The following is a 19,814-nucleotide window of genomic DNA, read 5'->3' as shown; positions in this document are numbered from 1 at the left end:
AAAGGAGTAGTATTTTTTATGCTGGAAAATTATGTGCGAACCGACCTTGCCTTGGAGTTAAAGGAAGATATCTCCGAGAAAAATGATATTGCTGGTGTCCGGGTGGAAACCTATGAGGATTCTGAATACGGACTGACCAAGACACACATCCGTGTGCTCGATCAGACAGGGGCAGAGATCCTCGGAAAACCGATCGGAAATTATATAACTTTGGAGAGTCCAAAGCTTTGTTCGGAGGACGAGAATATCCATATGCCATTCGTGCTGGCACTGCATGATGTCCTAAAAGAACTGTTTCATGGGGCAGACCATATTCTTGTAATCGGTCTTGGAAATCGGAATATCACACCGGACGCACTTGGACCAAGTGTTGTCGATCATCTCTATATCACAAGACATCTACTTCGGGAAGGTGTTGTGAAACATTCTATGGAAATCTCTGCACTCTGCCCTGGTGTTATGGCGCAGACTGGAATTGAGACGAGCACGATCATACAATCCCTGTGCAGGGAGATCAATCCAGATGTTGTGATTTGTATCGATGCACTTGCAGCGAGAGAGGCAGAACGGTTAAATACAACGATACAGGTGTGTGATACTGGAATTACACCGGGGGCTGGTGTTGGAAACCGCAGATTATCATTGAATGAAGAGACGCTGGGGGTTCCCGTGATTGCGGTTGGCGTACCGACTGTGATTTCAATGCCAGCAATGATCAGTCATGCGATGGAGGGATTGCTGGAAAAATTACCGGTATCGGTCCTTCGGCAATATGAGAAAGAAATTGTTGAATTTATCCAGACGCCGACGGTATCCTCCATGTTTGTAACACCGAAAAATATTGATGAGCTGATCGGTCGTGTCAGCTTCACAATCTCAGAGGCAATCAACCGTTTTCTAACATAATACCGGTGGCTCTGCATATATTTAAGGTATGGAGAGAAATTGGGTGAAAATTATATTGACGTGTCTGGTCTGTGCATTATGTCTGGGTGTACTGGTACGGCTGGATGTTACAATGCTATCCGGTCAGGCACAGGCGTTCTTCCAAGAGACTGTGGCGCCGGTCCTGCATGTGGATACGACCGGTTCGAAGCTTCGGAATCTGTTTGTTCCGGTGCTTGCGGATTCGGAGGTGGATACGACCGGAAACCGGTGGGATAAGGTCGCCGTTTCGACCGGCATGGATACCGAGACGGCTTTTTCGTGTGAGACCGGAAGCGAAGAAACGGAAACGACGACCGAAGCGGTGACAGTCGCTTCCGATGGAGATGCGGAGACTGCAGAAACTATGGTGCAACCGCTTTCCATCCCAGCGGGTATTACATATTCGATGGAACAGTTAAATAATTATGATTTTCTGGTCGGAAACTGTTATACAATCGATAGTTCTACGAATGTTACCGCGGAGGAGCTGGCTGCGGATACGCTGTTATCAGAGGATCTGCATATTGATCCCGCTTCGGGGGAGTATAAAGTCCTGATTTATCATACACATGGCAGTGAAACGTTTGCGGACAGCCGTCCGGGTGTGATCGAGGATACTGTGATCGGACTGGGGGATGAGCTTACACGCATTCTGGAGGAAGATTATGGCATTCCGGTTTATCATGACCGTACTGTCTATGATGTGGTGGATGGAGTAGAGGATCGAAGCCTGGCGTATGATTATGCAAGTGATGGTATAGATGCAATCTTGCAGCAGTATCCGTCGATTGAGGTGGTATTGGATATTCATCGGGATGGCGTCCGGGAGGATGTGCGGCTTGTACGGGACATCGATGGTGTGCCGACTGCGCAGATCATGTTTTTAAATGGCATGAGCCGGACAAATGAGAATGGGGAGATTGATTATCTGTACAATCCATACCGGCAGGAGAATCTGGCATTCAGTCTGCAGATGCATCTGGCAGGAAAAGAATTGTATGGGGATCTGATGCGTCGCATCTATGTGCGGGGGTACTGTTTTAACTTAAATAAAATGCCGCGTTCATCCCTGATTGAAGTTGGGGCACAGACCAATACGGTTGCTGAGGCGAAAAACGCAATGGTGCCACTTGGCGCAATTCTCTATAAAGTGCTGATTGCACAAGAGTAGGAAAGTGTGGTATACTTTTGACAACTAAGAGCGTACTGATATACGCGGGTCATCATGCGTTTTGTGGTGACAGGAAATCGGAAATTATGAGGTTGTAAAAGTATATGGCACATTTGGATAAAAGTAAAATACGAAATTTCTGTATCATTGCACATATCGATCATGGCAAATCAACATTGGCGGACCGGATCATTGAGAAGACCGGACTACTCACAAGCCGTGAGATGCAGAATCAGGTGTTAGACAATATGGATCTTGAGCGGGAACGAGGCATTACGATCAAGGCACAGGCTGTGCGTATTGTCTACAAGGCAGAGGATGGAGAGGAATATATCTTCAATCTGATCGACACACCGGGACATGTGGATTTTAACTATGAGGTATCCCGGAGTCTGGCAGCCTGTGAGGGTGCAATCCTGATCGTCGATGCGGCGCAGGGAATTGAAGCACAGACACTGGCAAACTGTTATCTGGCAGTGGATCATAATCTGGAGATCATGCCGGTCATCAATAAAATTGACCTGCCATCCGCAGATCCGGATCGTGTTGTAGCGGAGATTGAGGATGTGATCGGAATCGAGGCACACGATGCTCCGCGGATCTCAGCAAAAAATGGTACGAATATCGAGGAAGTTTTAGAGCAGATCGTGACCAAAATACCGGCACCGGAAGGCGATGCAGATGCACCGTTAAAGGCGCTGATCTTTGACAGCTTGTATGATGCCTACAAGGGCGTTATCATTTTCTGTCGTGTATTTGACGGTACAGTGAAAAAAGGAACGAATATCCGTATGATGGCAACCGAAGCAGAGGCAGAGGTTGTACAGGTCGGAATTTTCGGAGCTGGACAGTTTATCCCATGCGATGAACTTTCAGCCGGTATGGTTGGATACATTACTGCCAGTCTGAAGAATGTAAAGGATACGACGGTTGGTGATACCGTCACGGATGCGGACAACCCATGTGCAGAGGCGTTGCCAGGTTATAAGAAAGTAAATCCGATGGTTTACTGTGGATTGTATCCGGCGGATGGTGCGAAATATCCGGATTTGAGAGATGCTTTGGAGAAGTTGCAGTTAAACGATGCATCGTTAAGCTATGAGCCGGAGACTTCCATTGCACTCGGCTTTGGTTTCCGTTGTGGATTCCTTGGTTTGCTTCATTTGGAGATCATTCAGGAGCGTTTAGAGCGCGAATACAATCTGGATCTGGTGACAACAGCACCGGGCGTTATCTACCGTGTGCATAAGACAGACGGTGAGGTAATGGAGCTGACGAATCCATCAAACCTGCCGGACCCTTCGACGATCGAATATATGGAGGAGCCATTTGTCAGTGCAGAGATCATGGTGACAACAGAATATGTCGGTGCGATCATGCAGCTTTGTCAGGAACGACGCGGTGTCTACAAGAGTATGGAATATATGGAGACGACACGTGCGCTCTTAAAATACGATCTGCCATTGAATGAGATCATCTATGATTTCTTTGATGCGTTAAAATCTAGATCGCGCGGATATGCATCATTTGATTATGAGATGAAGGGCTATGTCCGTTCCGATCTTGTCAAGCTGGATATCCTGATCAACAAAGAAGAAGTCGATGCACTTTCCTTTATTCTGCACAAGGATACTGCCTATGAGCGTGGCAGAAAGATGTGTGAGAAGTTAAAAGAGGAGATTCCAAGACAGCTCTTCGAGATTCCAATTCAGGCAGCCATCGGTTCCAAGGTTATTGCCAGAGAGACTGTCAAGGCGATGCGTAAAGATGTGCTTGCAAAATGCTACGGTGGAGATATCTCGCGTAAGAGAAAGCTCCTGGAGAAGCAGAAGGAAGGAAAGAAGCGTATGCGTCAGGTCGGAAACGTAGAGATTCCACAGAAGGCGTTTATGAGTGTACTGAAGTTAGATGAGGAGTAGGAAAACGAATGAAAAAATATGTGAGCTTATATGTTCATATACCGTTTTGCGTCGTAAAATGCAAATACTGTGATTTCCTGTCATTCGATGGGGAGAGTTATGGAACGATGCTTCGCTATGTTGATTGCCTGTGTCAGGAGATCAAGATGTATGCGCCAATCGTTGCAGACTACGGGGTGCGCAGTATCTTTATCGGGGGTGGAACACCGTCCCTGTTAGATGAATCCCTGATCACAAATATAATGGCGTTTATCCGCCGGTATTTTCATGTGGAGAAGAATGCCGAAGTGACAATCGAGGCAAATCCGGGCACGCTGCGCCACCAGAAATTAAATGGTTATAAGGCGGCTGGTATTAACCGGATCAGTATCGGGTTACAGTCCTGCGATGATGATATGCTGAAGAAGCTTGGACGGATTCATAATTTCGATCAGTTTGTGGCAAGCTATAATGCGGCAAGACGTGCAGGATTCCAGAATATTAACATTGATATCATGTCCGGACTTCCGGGGCAGACGATTCATACCTATGTCGATACATTGTCCCGCGTGATCGAGTTTGGTCCGGAGCATATATCTGCGTATTCCTTAAGTATTGAGGAGGGAACTCCGTTTGCAAAAGATCCGCAGATCTTAAATGAGCTTCCACCGGAGATGGTGGATCGCCGGATGTATGAGATTACGAAACAGCTTCTGGCGGCACACGGTTATGACCGTTACGAATTTTCCAATTATGCAAAGCCGGGATATGAGTGCAAGCATAACATGGTTTACTGGACGGGCGGCGAGTATATCGGCTTTGGTATTGGCGCATCCTCGTATTTCCAGGGGAAACGGTTCAACAACATGCGCGATATCTTCAAATATATTGAGCTGATGGAAAACCTGTCTGACAAGTTTGTAGAGACAGATAATATGGAGCTTCTGTATAACGATACGACGCGGACATTGCGTGAGAATGTGACGAATATCTACATAGATGCGCGGATGGAGGAATTCATGTTCCTTGGTCTGCGGATGACCTGTGGCGTGAGCCGGGAGGACTTCAAGGAACGGTTCAATAAAGATATCTATGAGGTATATGGAAGCGTCCTGAATAAATATATCGGAGAAGGCTTCATGGCAAGCGAAGGTGACCGGATCTATCTGACGGATGCCGGGATAGATGTCAGCAATGTGATTCTGGCAGATTTCCTGCTGGATTCTTAATTGAATCGGGAAGAGGAGAGAATCATTTTTCCTTTGGAAGTTTCATTTGCATAGCAATAAAAAAGAAACGATTTTCAATTTGAAAACCGTTTCTTTTTTGTTGCTTTATTTGTTATCGTTTTCTTCCATGTTCTTTCTTGCCGTTGCAAGCATCAGCTTGATACGGTTTACCTGATTGACTTCAGAAGCACCCGGATCATAGTCGATTGCGACGATGTTGGCATCCGGATAAGCATGACGCAGGGATTTGATAACACCCTTACCGACAATGTGGTTTGGCAGACAGGCAAATGGCTGACAGCATACGATGTTGCTGGCACCACTCCTTATAAGCTCGACCATCTCGCCGGTCAGGAACCAGCCTTCACCGGTCTGGTTACCGATGGATACGATCGGACGGGCATATTCTGCCAGCGTCTTGATGTGCACTGGTGGATGGAACCGCTTACTCTTCTTTAAGGCACTGACTACCGGGTGGCGCAGTGCTTCGAGTGCAGCAATACCAAGGTTTCCGTTTCTTGCAGACTTCTTCGTCTTGCCAAGGTATTCATATTTGTAATTGTTGTTGTAGAAGCAGTACTGGAAGAAGTCCAGCAGATCCGGCATAACTGCTTCGGCACCTTCTGCCTCCAAAAGCTCTACTAAGTGGTTGTTGGCAGATGGGAGGAACTTAACAAGAATCTCGCCAACGATACCAACACGCGGTTTCTTTATATTTTCATTCAAAGGCACGTTGTCGAAGTCTTTGACGATATCATGTACCAGTTTACTGAATCCGCGACCGCCATTTTCCATGCAACGGATGGCTGCATGTTCCCATTTGCGGTGCAGCTTATTGACAGATCCCTTTACCTTCTCGTATGGACGAGTCTGGTAGACAACGCGCATGAACAGATCTCCGATTGCGAGCGCCTGCATCGCGCATTTGACCGTCTTCATATTCCATACGAAACCGGAGTTATTCTCAAAGCCCTGTACGGAGAGGGCAATCACCGGAATCTGTGGGTAGCCGGCCTTCGCAAGTGCACGACGGATAAAGCCAACGTAGTTTGTTGCACGGCAGCCACCGCCGGTCTGTGTCATAATAAGTGCCAGTTTATTGATGTCATATTTGCCGGATGTGATGGCATGCATCATCTGACCTACAACGATCAAAGAAGGATAGCAGGCATCGTTGTTTACATATTTTAAGCCGGTATCAATGACTTCTTTTGTTGCATCCGGAAGAATCTCAATATTTAATCCCATATGGCGCATCGCCGGAGCCAATACATTGAAATGAATTGGGGAGAGCTGTGGTACCAATACAGTATAATCCTTCATATCTGTTGTGAATTCTACACGGTTATAATTACTTGGCATCGGACATGGTGTGAAGTTATGCTTTCTTCTGACATTGACTGCACTGATCAGCGAACGGATACGGATACGTGCCGCACCTAAGTTGCTGACTTCATCAATCTTTAATACGGTATAGATTTTACCGGAGTTTGTCAGAATATCGTTGACACAGTCCGTTGTAACAGCGTCCAGACCACAGCCGAAGGAGTTTAATTGGATCAGCTCCAGATTCCTGCTTGACTTGACGTAGTTTGCCGCCTTGTACAGACGGGAGTGGTACATCCACTGATCGGATACGATCAAAGGACGTTCTACTTTGGCAAGATGAGCAACAGAGTCTTCTGTTAAAACAGCGATATCGTACGAGTTAATAAGCTCTGGAAGTCCATGGTTGATCTCCGGATCCAGATGGTATGGACGACCGGCAAGCACGATACCGAGCTTATCGGTCTTCTCCAGATAAGCAATTGTCTCTTCGCCCTTCTTCTGAATGTCCGCTTTGACGGCATCTGCTTCTGCATAAGCAGCCTCAACTGCATCGTTTATTTCTTCCTTTGTGACGTTTGTATATTTCGAGAATTCACGTAGCAGACGATCCTTTAATGCCTCTTTATTATCGAGTGCAAGGAACGGACGGATGTAGGTGACATCCGGTGCGGAAACCTCTTCCATGTTGTTCTTGATATTCTCTGCATAACTTGTGACGATCGGGCAGTTGTAGTGATTGTTTGCGTCCGGTGTCTCGTTGCGCTCGTAAGGGATACAAGGATAGAAGATCGTCTTGATTCCCTGCTTCAACAGCCACATAACATGACCATGTGAGATCTTTGCCGGATAACATTCCGATTCACTTGGAATAGACTCGATACCAAGGGTATAGATGTCTCTTGATGACTTCGGAGAGAGCAGTACCCGGTAGCCGAGTTTCGTCAGGAATGTAAACCAGAACGGATAGTTCTCATACATGTTCAGGACACGTGGAATACCGATGATGCCACGGTACGCTTCACTTTCGGTCAGCGGTTCATAAGAGAACAACCGGTTGAATTTGTATTCAAATAAGTTCGGCATGTTGTGCTGGTTCTTCTTTAATCCAAGACCACGTTCACAACGGTTACCTGTGATGAACTGTCTGCCGCCGGTGAAACGGTTGATTGTAAGGAGACAGTTGTTCGTACATCCCTTACAACGCGCCATCTTTGTCTCGTAGGTGAGTGCTTCCATTGCTTCCTTGGAGAGCATGGTCGTCTGGTCACCTTCCTCGTAACGGTCTCTCGCAATCAGGGCTGCACCGAAGGCTCCCATGATACCGGCGATGTCCGGACGGATTGCTTCCCTGCCGGAGATAAGCTCGAAGCTTCGAAGAACCGCATCGTTATAGAAGGTTCCACCCTGTACGACGATATTTTTGCCAAGTGACTTCGGATCGGTCAGCTTGATTACCTTCAAAAGGGCGTTCTTAATAACAGAATAAGCAAGGCCGGCAGAGATGTCAGCGACGCTTGCGCCTTCCTTCTGTGCCTGCTTTACTTTGGAATTCATAAATACAGTACAACGGCTTCCAAGATCGATCGGGCTTTCTGCGAAAAGTGCGATCTTCGCGAAATCTTTCACATCATAATTTAACGATTTGGCAAATGTCTCGATGAAAGAGCCACAGCCGGAGGAACATGCTTCGTTCAGCATGACATTGTCGACGACTTCATTCTTGATCTTGATACATTTCATATCCTGACCACCGATATCTAAGATACAGTCCACGTCCGGATCAAAAAATGCAGCGGCAGTATAATGAGCGATTGTTTCTACCTCACCATAGTCAAGCATAAGGGCAGACTTAATCAAGGCTTCTCCATATCCGGTAGAGCAGCCGGCTACAATCTCCACGCCTTCCGGGAGCTTTGTATAGATATCTTTCATGGCACGCAGGGTTGTACGAAGCGGACTGCCATCGTTGCTGCTATAAAAATCATAGAGCAGACTGCCATCCTCAGCAACCAGTGCAACCTTGGTTGTTGTGGAACCGGCGTCGACACCGAGGAAACATTTCCCCTTGTAGGTGGCAAGGTCGGAACGTAATACTCTATTTTTCTCCTGCTTTTTGATGAAAGCATCATAGTCTTCCTGCGATGCAAACAGCGGTGGAAGACGGTCTACATCCACAGCAATCTTAAGGTCGGCTGTGAGCTTTCCGCTGATCTCATCCAATGTATAGTGTGTCTCTTCCTTTGCCTGAAGTGCTGCACCGACAGCCGCGAACAGATGCGAATGTCCCGGTGCGATAATATGCTCCGGTGTCAGGTTCAGTGTTCGCACGAACGCTTCCTTGAGCTGGTCGAGGAAGTGGAGAGGACCACCTAAAAATGCTACATTTCCTTTGATTGGCTTACCACAGGCAAGGCCACTGATCGTCTGGTTGACAACCGCCTGGAAGATAGAAGCTGCAAGGTTTGGCTTCGTTGCACCTTCGTTGATGAGCGGCTGGATATCTGTTTTTGCGAATACACCACAACGCGCGGCAATCGGATAGATCGTATCATAGTCTTTCGCGTATGTATTCAGTCCGGAAGCATCGGTCTGGAGCAGGGAAGCCATCTGGTCGATGAAGGAACCGGTACCGCCGGCACATACACCGTTCATACGCTGTTCCACACCGTTTGTAAAATAAATGATCTTGGCATCCTCACCGCCAAGCTCGATGGCAACATCCGTCTGTGGAGCATAGTCAGTCAGAGCCTCCGATACACAGACAACCTCCTGCTCAAACGGAATTCCGATGACCTGTGCCAATGCAAGTCCACCGGAACCGGTGATCGTAGGAGCAACCTCAACATTTCCAAGCTCCTTGCTGGCATGCTCTACAAGCTCCTTTAATGTCTCTTTGATATTCGCAAAGTGACGCTTGTATTCAGAAAATAATATGTTATGTTCTTCGTCGATCACAGCAACCTTGACTGTGGTCGAACCAATATCGATTCCTAATCTCTTCATTTGATAATTACCTCTTTTGCTATTTTACCATTTCATATTTCTGTATTTTTCGACATCTGACATTATATAGGAAAGAATCATGAATTTCAACACAAAAATTGTGAACATTTTCTTCCTATTAAGAATAAAATAATCAGAAATGAGTATGGAGATATGTGCGATGGAGCATGAATGTAAGGGAACCGTGCACAAAGTCGTTGCCGGAGATACGCTGTACAAATTATCAAAGCTTTATGGTGTACGTCTGATTGATATCCTGAAAGAAAATCCATATGTCAATGTCTACAATCTGCAGCCGGGAGATGAAATCTGTATTCCGACAGAGGTGTATGAGGAAGAAGAGAGGCGTTATTATACGGCGAAGGTTGGAGAGACGCTTGGAAGCTTAGTCCGGGAATTTGATACGGATATTGCGGATCTGATGCAGTATAACCGGGAGCTTTACGATCTGCGGGTACCGCTTGGAACGATTATCCGGATCCCGCCGGAGAAAGAAAAACAGTCATAGAAACAGATTGGTGAAAATGGGATAGAAGTGTATGAGAAAAGTGATTGCCACAGACGGAGAATTCGCGCGTGGCGATTGCTTTTTTTATGTATATAGGGTATAATATCGAATTGATATGCAAAGTGAAAGTGAGGAAAATTTAATTTGAGTTTTTTTGCGAAGTTAGAGAAAAAATTTGGTAAATTTGCAATTCGAAATCTCCCGATCAAGATCGCAGTTGTGATGGCAATCTCATATATATTATGGGCGTTTGTACCGACGTTTGCTGTCAAGCTTGTTTTTTCACCATATGCGATTTTGGAACAGCATGAGTTCTGGAGATTGTTTACATGGGTATTTTCACCACCGGGAGATTTGAATTTAGTTGGAATACTGATGATATTTATATTGATTTTGTTTGGACAACAGATCGAACAGGCCATGGGAACATTTATGTTTAACCTTTATATATTTGGTGCATGGTTCTGGAATACGGTCATCATGTTAGGCATCAGTATTTACTATTGTGCAAATGGTTCCATTCTTGGCATGATGGATGTTGGAATATGGGCAATGTATTACTTTGATTATGGATTGTTCTTAGCGTTTGCACTGATGTATTCGGATGCACGTGTGTTGTTTATGTTTTTCATTCCAATCCGTGCTTTCTGGGTCGCAGTTATAGATATGGGATTGATGGCATATGAATTTATGCGGCCAACCACAAGTACGTTGAACCGTGGTTCCATCATTGCGTATCTGGTGAATTTCTTTATATTCTACCTGATTATGGGGCGGGGTGTCGGTATGCGGAGCTCGAACAGCAAGGCGGCAGCGAAACGAAGAAAACGGGATTATGATCGTCGCGTGGAGAATCTCTCTCGACAGGTAAACGGAGAGGCAGACCGGCGTCACAAGGCACAGCAGATGGGATATCCATCGAACATCACGAAGCACAAATGTGCAATCTGTGGAAGAACGGAGCGGGATGGCGATGATCTGGAGTTTCGGTTCTGCTCAAAATGTAACGGAAATTATGAGTATTGTAACGAACATTTATTTACGCATGAGCATGTGAAATAGGAGACTGATATAATGATAGCAACATGTAAGAAATTAGTGACAGATATACAGAGAGACAAAGACTTAGACACGAAGCTTCCGGAATATGCAGAGCTGCTTGGCAGACAGTATAACTGCTATGCAACGGTAAAGGGAAGCATGAATTATTACACGATGAAGGAAGTATGCGATGAGCAGGATGACAAGAACACGGATGTCTGCAAATATTTTGCACTTCTGACAGGCTTGTTAGACCGTCATCTGGTTAAGCGCGAGGCAGTGGACGAAGATTCTATGGAAGCAATCGCACAGCTTCGTAGCAATGTAGAATATAAGATGCATATTCTGACCGCTTACACGGATGCATATGAGATTTATGAGTATGTGTTAAACCGTGTGGAGGCAGCCGTGCGTGATGAGGTGGTACCGGTCGATGCAAAAGGGCTTTCTGAGAAGATGTTTGACTATGTATTTGCAGAGAATGATACCGTTGTGATAAACAGCAAATTACAGCTTCTGATGGCACAGCTTCCGGTTCGCATGACGAAGAACAAGTTTTACGATATCATCAACTCAACACTGAATATCTACGAGGAGGGTGAGACAACCTCTGTGGATGAGTTTGTCGATATGCTGCGCAGTGCCGTGCTTTTGAAGAAACCAAAGGGCTTTGAGACGGAATATCCATTTTTATATCATGTATATACGGATCTGGCTGAGGCTGATTATGCAGCACTTACATTGCCGGAGTTTGAGGATCTGACGAAGCGTCTGAATCAGGCTGCGACGATCATCAACAACGAAGTGTCAGCGTTTATGCTGTTACAGGAAGTCATAAATGATGTGTATACGATCCTACTTACGATTGATGCAGCATATGAGAAGAACGAAGAAGATGTACCGGGGTATGCAGCAGCACTTCGCATTATAAAGGCGTGTGTAAAGGCAGAGACGATCGATCAGTTACCGGATGAGGTGATGGATGAGTTCTTCACGATTGAGGGTGTGCAGGAGCGTGTATATGAATCAATCGTGATATTAGAAGCTGTTTTAGATGAGGTCCGGGTTGGAAAAGCCGAGCAGATTGAAAGCCTTGCACTAACAGAGACATTTGACCGTCTGGATAAGGTAAGCAAGCTGCTTTCTACAAGTTTGTTTATTGATCTTGACAAGGTTTCTGGAAAGACAGAAAACGCAGATCATGCGTATATCACAGCAAAGAAGGAAGCACTTGTAAAGGAACTTGGCGATTTGTTTTCGAGTGTGAAGAGACCGGTTTACCGTAGTATGATGTGTAAGCTTCTTGCTGCAATGCCGATCTTCATGAATACACAGCAGGAGATCCGGGATTATTTTGATTATGTAATTGAGAATTGTAAGGATGACAGCGAACTTATGGCATGTAATAAGCTGATTTCAGAGATGATAGAGGAGTAATCGTGATTTTTGCTGATAAATGTTATACATACAATCTTACAGAGCGAAAACTGGCACGGATCAGGAAAAGGATCAGGCGGCATAAGCCTGTCCGGAATCTGTATGTGATCGTGTTGCCGTTATTGCAGGATGGATTGCTGGAGATTTATCCATATAATCAGTTGTTACAAAAACCATATAGGAAGCTGGATTCCCGGATACGGGTTGTCGGCTTTGCAAGAGGCAAAGAAGTGGCAGAACAGCTCGTATTGCAGATCATACAGGATATGTATGATGAAACCGGGGAAGAATGGAAGGTAGAGGATTTTTTCTTTTGATTGAAGTGAAAGAACCACAGGTAGGAGTAAGGTAAGGAATGCTGCATGTATTGTTACTTATTTTAAAAATAATCGGATGGATCCTCCTTGGTATCATAGGATTGCTTCTCTTGCTTGTGATGCTGATTTTATTTTGCCCGATCCGGTATCAGGCAGATATCTCGTATCAGGGTGGGAAGACATTACAGGCAAAAGCAAAGGTACGGTATCTGATCTTAAGTGTCCGGGTGTTGTATGACCAGAGCCGGGAGAAGGATAAACTGAAACAGGAGATACGGCTGTTATGGTTTAGGCTTGGAAAGAAGAAGGCAGAAGAAGCAGAGCGTGAGGTGGAACATCTCGCTGATGAGGGATTCGACGACGCGTGGGATGATATCGACGTGGATGAGGACGATGATGCAATCTGTGAGAAGCCGGTAAAGCGAAAGGATAGTATAGAAAATAGTTCACAGAAGATAATAAGTGAATCGGAGAAAACGGATGAGTCAGATGGGACTATTACAGAGATTCCGACGATACCACTTCCAGAGACAGACATAAATGAGGATGATATAGAAACAAAGACAGAGGAAGCACCAGAGCATGAAATCTTTGATCTGGACGAACCGGACAATCTGTCGGAAGAAGAAAAGAAGCAATCGGGCAGATTGAAGATATTGTGCCGGAAGGTGTGGGAGAAGATTAAGAAAGTCTGGACATTTGTGATAAATCACACACCAGGAAAGGTCGCAGAGCGTGTGACTGACAAGATCGAGAAAAAGACAGCGACTGCGAAGAAAAAGCTCCGGCGATTGCAGAAGTTCTGGAATCTGTCGTGTACGGTAAAGACACGTGAATATCTGAAAAAATATATTCCGCGGACATTGAAACATATTTTGCCACGCAAGGTAAAGGGCTATGTGCATTACGGCATGGATGAGCCATACAAGACCGGGCAGGTGACCGGATATTTGAGCTTACTGCCGTTTGTATATCAAAAAGGGCTGTCAATGCAGCCGGATTTTGAACAGAAGGTGTTGGAACTGGATGTGAAGCTGAAAGGCCGAATCCGGCTTGGATATCTGCTCCGGATTGTCTTGAATATCAATATCTGGAGGACACTAAAAGTTGCAAAGAAAGTAATGAATCAGTAAGATAATATAGAAATTGGAGGTAATGAGTGATGGCAAATGATTTTAATCAGACAGTTGGTTCTTTATTTCAGGGGATGGATTCCCTGCTTACAACGAAGACAGTTGTTGGCGAGCCAACGAAGGTAGGCGATACAATTATTTTACCATTGGTGGATGTGAATTTTGGTGTAGCTGCCGGTGCATTTGGCAAAAACGGCGGTTCCAACTCTGCTGGAGGCGGAATGGGCGGTAAGATGTCTCCAACTGCGGTACTTGTGATCCAGAACGGACATGCGAAGATGATTCCAGTCAAGCAGGGTGACACGGTAAGCAAGGTGATCGACATGATTCCAGAGGTTGTCGATAAGATTGCAACAGCCATGGGTAAGAAAGCAGATGTGGATATTGACAGCCCAGAAATCAAAGAAGCGATTGATCAGGCAAGTGAGAATAACTAGGATTTGAACGAAATTACGTCTTTTCACTCCGTTTGTCTCATAGTATGTAGTAGAACAAATATGATGAAGAGGCGGCATTGAAGGCATTATTTGGATATTCGATTTTATTTATGGCGATTGGCATGATACTTTCGTATTTTGTCAGTGGGTTTTGCGAGTTTGTTTTAGTGACGGCAATGCTTATCTTAGCGTATGTATTGCTGTGCTTTGATTGTTAACAGGAGGCGCAAGTGGCAGAAGAAAAACAGAAGGCGTTGATTGAACTTCTGAGAGGACATAAGGTATATTTACAGACACATAATTTCCCGGACCCGGATGCGATATCGAGTGCATTTGGCTTGAAGCGATATCTGGAATATTATGGAATTACATCGACCATCTGTTATGTCGGCAGTATTGACCGGTTTAATACAAGAAAGATGATGGATACGTTTGGCATCGAGATTTATTCGTATGATGACATCCCGGACATGCAGGCGGAGGACTATATCGTGCATGTCGATTGTCAGAAACCGAATGCAAATACGACAGATCTTCTGGGCAATGAGGTGGCATGTGTCGATCATCATCCGGTGTTTGTGAAGACAGAGGATTACAAGTTCGAGGATATCCGTATTGTTGGTGCCTGTGCCAGCATTGTTGCGTCGTATTTTCAGACAAGCGGTGTGCCGATGGATGAGGATGTTGCGACCGCACTTGCTTATGGAATCAAGATGGATACGGCAGATTTTGTGCGTGGAACAACCGCGTTTGATATGGATATGATGGCATATCTGTTCGATTATATCAGTACGGAAAAACTGAACAGTATGTATAATTCCACGATAGAATTTCAGGATCTGAAGGCGTATGGTGCGGCAATCGAGCATATCGAAGTGTTTGATTATGTTGGATTCACCTACATTCCATTTGAGTGCCCGAATTCCCTTGTTGCGATCATATCGGATTTTATTTTGTCCTTGGATGTGGTCGATGTGGCCGTTGTCTACTCTATCAATTCGGATGGCATTAAATTCTCTGTGCGCAGTGAGCGGGCAGATGTGGATGCAGGAAAACTAATCTATCAGGCGTTGGATGGAATTGGTTCCGGTGGTGGACATGCTGCGATGGCAGGTGGATTTGTCAGCCATGAAGCACTGAATAAGATCGGCAGAGATTATGACCGGAAATTAAAGGAATTATTTATGAAAACGATTCGTAAGAATAGAGGTGTGTAACATGAACGGGAGTACAGATATGAGTATGGAGCTTCTGATGAACTCCGACAACCCGGAAAAGGTGCTGCAGACGATGCAGCCATTTATAGAATCTATGATGCACTATGAGTGTGCGTTGATGGAGATTGAGACAAAGCTGAAGGTGTTGAATACTGAGTTTGCATCACAGTATAATCGAAATCCGTTTGAGTCAATCCGGTGCAGATTGAAAAAACCACTCAGCATCGTGGAGAAGATGAAACGAAAAGGTCTGGAAATCTCGATAGAAAATATCGAGGAGAACCTGACGGATATCGCAGGTGTACGTGTGATCTGTTCGTTCCCGGAGGATATCTATACGGTATCAGAGCTTTTGACAAAACAGGACGATATCCGGGTTGTATGTGTGAAGGATTACATACGGAATCCAAAGCCAAACGGATACCGAAGTCTGCATCTGATTGTGGAGATTCCGATTTTCTTGTCAAATGAGAAAAAATATATGAAAGTCGAAGTGCAGTTTCGGACAATCGCGATGGATTTCTGGGCGAGTCTTGATCATAAGCTCAAGTATAAGAAGGACAATCTGAAGCATCCGGAGATTATTGCGAAGGAGTTAAAAAAGTGCGCGGATACGATTACGGCGATGGACTACAAGATGCAGGAGATCCGGAGTCTGCTGGAATAACGGAATGATTGTATTTTGATTTACCTGAATAGATAAAAAAACAGGAGGCAGAAAATGGCAAAACAGGTTTGGAAACCGGGAAATATGTTGTATCCGGTACCGGCGGTTATGGTGACAACCGGTGATGGAAATGGAATCGATGACATTATCACGATCGCATGGACGGGAACCATCAATTCCGATCCACCGATGGTATCGATCTCTGTACGAAAGTCAAGATATTCACATGAATTACTTACGAAAAACGGAGAGTTCGTCATCAACTTAGTGACGAAGGATCTGTGCTATGCGATGGATTATTGTGGTGTGAAATCAGGCAGAGATGTAGATAAATTCGCGGAGATGAAGATGACGAAGGGCAAGGCACAGACAGTGTCGGTACCTGTCATTGAAGAAAGCCCGGTCAATATTGAGTGTAAGGTCACACAGGTAATTGAGCTTGGCTCCCATGATATGTTCTTAGCTGAGGTAACAGCCGTACTTGCGGATGAGAAATATATGGATGAGACAGGAAAGTTTGACCTGAATAAGACAGATTTGATTGCATATTCCCACGGACAGTATTTTACGCTTGGTGATTATGTTGGCAAATTCGGATACAGTGTACAGAAAAAGAAATAAGTATTGATAAATAGTGGTACCTATCATAGAAAAGAACATTTGCAACGTTCACAAAAGTTTCAGACTTTGTTCGTTGACAGATGTTCTTTTCTTTTATACTATAAACTTGGTCAGCGCCCTTGGAGAAGAAGGGAGCGAATATGTTTAGTAAAGTAAAAAGCTGTGCGGTTCACGGTGTGGACGGACGGATGATCGATGTGGAGGCAGATGTGAATGATGGTCTGCCTGTATTTACCATGGTTGGATATCTGTCATCGTCTGTCAGGGAGTCATCGGAACGCGTGCGGACTGCGCTTAAGAATTCAGGCTTTCATTTGCCACCGAAGCGCATCACAATCAATTTATCCCCGGCAGATATGAGAAAAGATGGTTCCGGATATGACCTTGCGATTGCAACAGCCGTGCTTCTGTCACTTGGCGTAACAGCGGAATTACCGATGGAACAGACGTTGGTGCTCGGAGAACTGAGCCTGGACGGATCGATAAAAGCGATTCCGGGCGTTCTTCCGATGGTCATCTGTGCCAGAGAAGAAGGTATGACAAGCTGCATTGTTCCAAAAGAAAATGTGCAGGAAGCTGCTTTGGTGCAGGGAATATCGGTTATAGGTGTTTCAAGCCTGAAGGAGACCATGGAATATATTCAGGGAATAAAAGAATATGAGAATACGAATGTCGAGCAACCGGCTGTGGATACATCGGAATATCTGTATGATATTGATTTTTCTGATGTAGTAGGACAGGAAAGCATCAAGCGGGGGATGGAGATTGCTGCGGCAGGATTTCACAATGTGTTGTTGACCGGTGCTGCCGGCGCAGGGAAATCCATGCTCGCGAAGCGTCTGCCGACGATCCTGCCACAGATGAGCTTCGAAGAAAGTCTGGAAGTGACAAAGATATACAGTGTCGGAGGGATGTTACCACCGGAAGGGGGATTGATACACAGACGTCCGTTCCGGGCACCACATCACACAATCTCGGAATATGCACTGATCGGTGGCGGCAGGGTTCCGACACCAGGGGAGGTGAGCTTTGCACATTATGGGGTGCTGTTTCTGGACGAACTTCCGGAATTTTCCAAACCCGTGTTGGAAGTGCTGCGCCAGCCTTTGGAAGACCGTAGAATCCGGATATCGAGAGTGCAGGCGTCGTATGAATTCCCAGCGGATTTTATGTTTGTGGCGGCGATGAATCCTTGTCCGTGTGGAAACTACCCGGATTATCGTAGATGCAGCTGCACGGAACAGCAGATCCGCCGTTATCAAAGCAAGGTAAGCGGACCGTTGCTTGACCGGATCGATATCCGGATGGAGGTTAAAGGCGTAAAGCAGGAGGTGCTTTTCTCCAAACAGAAAACGGAATCTTCAAAGACAATCCGGGCACGGGTGGAACAGGCAAGACAGATGCAGAAGGAACGGTTTGCCGGAACCGGACTGTTGTTTAATTCACAGCTCGATGGAAAGAATCTGGAGGAATATATCACGTTATCGGAGGAAGGAAAAAGGCTGGTGCTTCAGCTTTTTGAAGAACAGGAATTATCTGTGCGAGGTGTGCACCGCGTCTTGAAGCTTGCCCGCACAATCGCGGATCTGGCTGGCAGTGAAGAAATTGAACATGCGCATCTGCAGGAAGCGGCATTTTACCGCAATCAGGATGTATTTGCAAAGGGGGTTCTGTATGGAAACTAGAAGTGAGATGGCAAGGCTTTGGCTATATGGAAATCATGAGATATCATCAAAAGTAAAATATTATCTGATTCTACGGTACGGTACGGCCGAGCAGGCTATGGAGCAATCGGTACCGGAGCTTGAGAAGGAGCTGGCGAAGCAATTTGAACCGGCGGAATATCAGACGCTTTTACTTCGCAAAAATACAAATTATCTGGATGAAGTATACGGACGATTAAAGGAACGAAACATCCGGATCTTATATCCGGGGCATCCGTTATACCCGGAGAAGCTTACAAATATCTACGATAAACCGGAGATTTTATTTGCGCGTGGCAAAATTCGGGAGAGCATCAATTATTATAATCAGTCGGTTGCGATTGTGGGTGCACGCAATGCAGATACATACTGTAAAGAAACGACACGTATCTTTGCGAGGGAGCTTGCGAAGGCGGGAATCCAGATTGTGAGTGGACTGGCCAGGGGTATCGATGGTCAGGCACATCGCGGCTGTCTGGAAGCAGGTGGCTATACGATTGCAGTGCTTGGCTGCGGGATCAATGTCACATATCCGCGCGAGAATATCGAATTATTCGCGCAGATTGAAGAACGGGGATTGATTCTGTCCGAATATTGTCTGGATGTACCGCCGCTTGCGTTTCAGTTCCCACTCAGAAACCGGATCATTAGCGGACTGTCGGATGGTGTTTTAGTATCCTGTGCCAAGAAGAAAAGCGGTTCTCTGATTACAGCAGATCTGGCACTTGATCAGGGAAAACAGGTGTACGCTCTGCCGGGCAGAGTATTAGATGCATTCAGTGAGGGTACAAATCATTTGATCCAGTTGGGCGCCATGTGCGTGACAAGACCGAAGGATATCCTGCTTGATCTGTGGGGAGAGGAACGCCTGAATATGGATGATGTTAGCGGTACTGCATCCGGTAGTGCTGAAAAACAATGTGAAATGCGGGATAACCTGACAGCCTCAGAACGGACCGTATATGACCTTCTAGGCTTGGATCCCGTGCATGTGGATGATGTGATCGCACAGGCAAGACTCGGTGTATCGACGACAATCAGTGTGCTGTATGAACTGGAACGGCGAAACGTGATCAAGCAGCCGTTGCGAGGGTATTATATATGGAGTTTATGAAGAATGATAGCTGTATTTAATATGCTAGATTTATGAAAACGCGCAACACTGTCGCACGTTTT

Annotated in this window: 17 protein-coding genes; 16 read left to right on the top strand and 1 reads right to left on the bottom strand. The window is 45.6% G+C overall.

The window, feature by feature from the left end:
* Positions 1-18: 18 nt before the first annotated feature.
* The 4 genes from gpr (at position 19) to hemW (ending at position 5,225) form a co-directional block, all read left to right on the top strand.
* Positions 19-906: a GPR endopeptidase gene (gene gpr / locus H9Q76_RS07595; protein ID WP_243022981.1), complete on the top strand. Its 888-nt coding sequence runs from the start codon at positions 19-21 to the stop codon at positions 904-906.
* A gap of 43 nt (positions 907-949) precedes the next feature.
* Positions 950-2,098 (top strand): stage II sporulation protein P, encoded by a 1,149-nt coding sequence (locus H9Q76_RS07590; protein WP_182428769.1) that lies wholly within the window; start codon positions 950-952, stop codon positions 2,096-2,098.
* Positions 2,099-2,202: 104 nt separating this feature from the next.
* Complete coding sequence (gene lepA / locus H9Q76_RS07585) at positions 2,203-4,017, top strand: translation elongation factor 4 (RefSeq protein WP_021984452.1); 1,815 nt, start codon at positions 2,203-2,205, stop codon at positions 4,015-4,017.
* A gap of 8 nt (positions 4,018-4,025) precedes the next feature.
* Positions 4,026-5,225, top strand: a complete 1,200-nt coding sequence (hemW, locus tag H9Q76_RS07580; protein WP_118373351.1) for a radical SAM family heme chaperone HemW — start codon at positions 4,026-4,028, stop codon at positions 5,223-5,225.
* Positions 5,226-5,330: 105 nt separating this feature from the next.
* Here the strand turns inward: hemW and H9Q76_RS07575 are convergent, their stop codons facing one another.
* The gene (locus H9Q76_RS07575) at positions 5,331-9,557 is read right to left on the bottom strand and encodes a 2-hydroxyacyl-CoA dehydratase (protein ID WP_118373350.1); all 4,227 of its coding nucleotides are present in this window, start codon (positions 9,555-9,557) and stop codon (positions 5,331-5,333) included.
* Positions 9,558-9,717: 160 nt separating this feature from the next.
* Between H9Q76_RS07575 and H9Q76_RS07570 the strand changes: the two genes are divergently transcribed.
* The 12 genes from H9Q76_RS07570 to dprA all read left to right on the top strand — a co-directional run bounded on the left by H9Q76_RS07570 (position 9,718) and on the right by dprA (position 19,752).
* Positions 9,718-10,065 carry a LysM peptidoglycan-binding domain-containing protein gene (locus H9Q76_RS07570; RefSeq protein WP_182428768.1) on the top strand — a complete coding sequence of 116 codons (348 nt, stop codon included), beginning with the start codon at positions 9,718-9,720 and terminating at the stop codon, positions 10,063-10,065.
* A 144-nt stretch (positions 10,066-10,209) separates the two neighbouring features.
* Positions 10,210-11,127 (top strand): hypothetical protein, encoded by a 918-nt coding sequence (locus H9Q76_RS07565; RefSeq protein WP_118373348.1) that lies wholly within the window; start codon positions 10,210-10,212, stop codon positions 11,125-11,127.
* Positions 11,128-11,139: 12 nt separating this feature from the next.
* Positions 11,140-12,543, top strand: a complete 1,404-nt coding sequence (locus H9Q76_RS07560) for a hypothetical protein (protein ID WP_249320886.1) — start codon at positions 11,140-11,142, stop codon at positions 12,541-12,543.
* 2 nt (positions 12,544-12,545) lie between these two features.
* Complete coding sequence (locus tag H9Q76_RS07555; RefSeq protein ID WP_118373346.1) at positions 12,546-12,860, top strand: hypothetical protein; 315 nt, start codon at positions 12,546-12,548, stop codon at positions 12,858-12,860.
* Positions 12,861-12,898: 38 nt separating this feature from the next.
* Complete coding sequence (locus H9Q76_RS07550; RefSeq protein ID WP_118373345.1) at positions 12,899-13,993, top strand: hypothetical protein; 1,095 nt, start codon at positions 12,899-12,901, stop codon at positions 13,991-13,993.
* Between the two features lie 29 nt (positions 13,994-14,022).
* Positions 14,023-14,430, top strand: a complete 408-nt coding sequence (locus H9Q76_RS07545) for a GerW family sporulation protein (protein ID WP_021984460.1) — start codon at positions 14,023-14,025, stop codon at positions 14,428-14,430.
* Between the two features lie 77 nt (positions 14,431-14,507).
* Complete coding sequence (locus tag H9Q76_RS07540) at positions 14,508-14,648, top strand: hypothetical protein (RefSeq protein ID WP_178017149.1); 141 nt, start codon at positions 14,508-14,510, stop codon at positions 14,646-14,648.
* Between the two features lie 12 nt (positions 14,649-14,660).
* Complete coding sequence (locus H9Q76_RS07535) at positions 14,661-15,647, top strand: DHH family phosphoesterase (RefSeq protein ID WP_021984461.1); 987 nt, start codon at positions 14,661-14,663, stop codon at positions 15,645-15,647.
* A 1-nt stretch (position 15,648) separates the two neighbouring features.
* Complete coding sequence (locus tag H9Q76_RS07530; protein ID WP_021984462.1) at positions 15,649-16,314, top strand: GTP pyrophosphokinase; 666 nt, start codon at positions 15,649-15,651, stop codon at positions 16,312-16,314.
* Between the two features lie 54 nt (positions 16,315-16,368).
* Positions 16,369-16,935 (top strand): flavin reductase family protein, encoded by a 567-nt coding sequence (locus tag H9Q76_RS07525; protein WP_117781389.1) that lies wholly within the window; start codon positions 16,369-16,371, stop codon positions 16,933-16,935.
* 140 nt (positions 16,936-17,075) lie between these two features.
* Complete coding sequence (locus tag H9Q76_RS07520) at positions 17,076-18,620, top strand: YifB family Mg chelatase-like AAA ATPase (protein WP_118373344.1); 1,545 nt, start codon at positions 17,076-17,078, stop codon at positions 18,618-18,620.
* The gene (dprA, locus tag H9Q76_RS07515) at positions 18,610-19,752 is read left to right on the top strand and encodes a DNA-processing protein DprA (protein WP_182428767.1); all 1,143 of its coding nucleotides are present in this window, start codon (positions 18,610-18,612) and stop codon (positions 19,750-19,752) included. The genes H9Q76_RS07520 and dprA overlap by 11 nt, the downstream gene beginning before the upstream one ends.
* The last annotated feature ends 62 nt before the right edge of the window (positions 19,753-19,814 follow it).

This window comes from Wujia chipingensis (assembly GCF_014337155.1).
Taxonomy (GTDB): domain Bacteria; phylum Bacillota; class Clostridia; order Lachnospirales; family Lachnospiraceae; genus Coprococcus_C; species Coprococcus_C hominis.
Note: the sequence above shows the minus strand (reverse complement) of the source record. Positions and strands in the feature narration are given on the sequence as shown.

Coding starts and splice junctions, on each gene's coding strand:
- gpr (WP_243022981.1), top strand. CDS start 19: ATGCTGGAAAATTATGTGCGAACCGACCTTGCCTTGGAGTTAAAGGAA.
- lepA (WP_021984452.1), top strand. CDS start 2,203: ATGGCACATTTGGATAAAAGTAAAATACGAAATTTCTGTATCATTGCA.
- hemW (WP_118373351.1), top strand. CDS start 4,026: ATGAAAAAATATGTGAGCTTATATGTTCATATACCGTTTTGCGTCGTA.
- H9Q76_RS07575 (WP_118373350.1), bottom strand. CDS start 9,557: ATGAAGAGATTAGGAATCGATATTGGTTCGACCACAGTCAAGGTTGCT.
- H9Q76_RS07570 (WP_182428768.1), top strand. CDS start 9,718: ATGGAGCATGAATGTAAGGGAACCGTGCACAAAGTCGTTGCCGGAGAT.
- H9Q76_RS07560 (WP_249320886.1), top strand. CDS start 11,140: ATGATAGCAACATGTAAGAAATTAGTGACAGATATACAGAGAGACAAA.
- H9Q76_RS07550 (WP_118373345.1), top strand. CDS start 12,899: ATGCTGCATGTATTGTTACTTATTTTAAAAATAATCGGATGGATCCTC.
- H9Q76_RS07545 (WP_021984460.1), top strand. CDS start 14,023: ATGGCAAATGATTTTAATCAGACAGTTGGTTCTTTATTTCAGGGGATG.
- H9Q76_RS07530 (WP_021984462.1), top strand. CDS start 15,649: ATGAACGGGAGTACAGATATGAGTATGGAGCTTCTGATGAACTCCGAC.
- H9Q76_RS07525 (WP_117781389.1), top strand. CDS start 16,369: ATGGCAAAACAGGTTTGGAAACCGGGAAATATGTTGTATCCGGTACCG.
- H9Q76_RS07520 (WP_118373344.1), top strand. CDS start 17,076: ATGTTTAGTAAAGTAAAAAGCTGTGCGGTTCACGGTGTGGACGGACGG.
- dprA (WP_182428767.1), top strand. CDS start 18,610: ATGGAAACTAGAAGTGAGATGGCAAGGCTTTGGCTATATGGAAATCAT.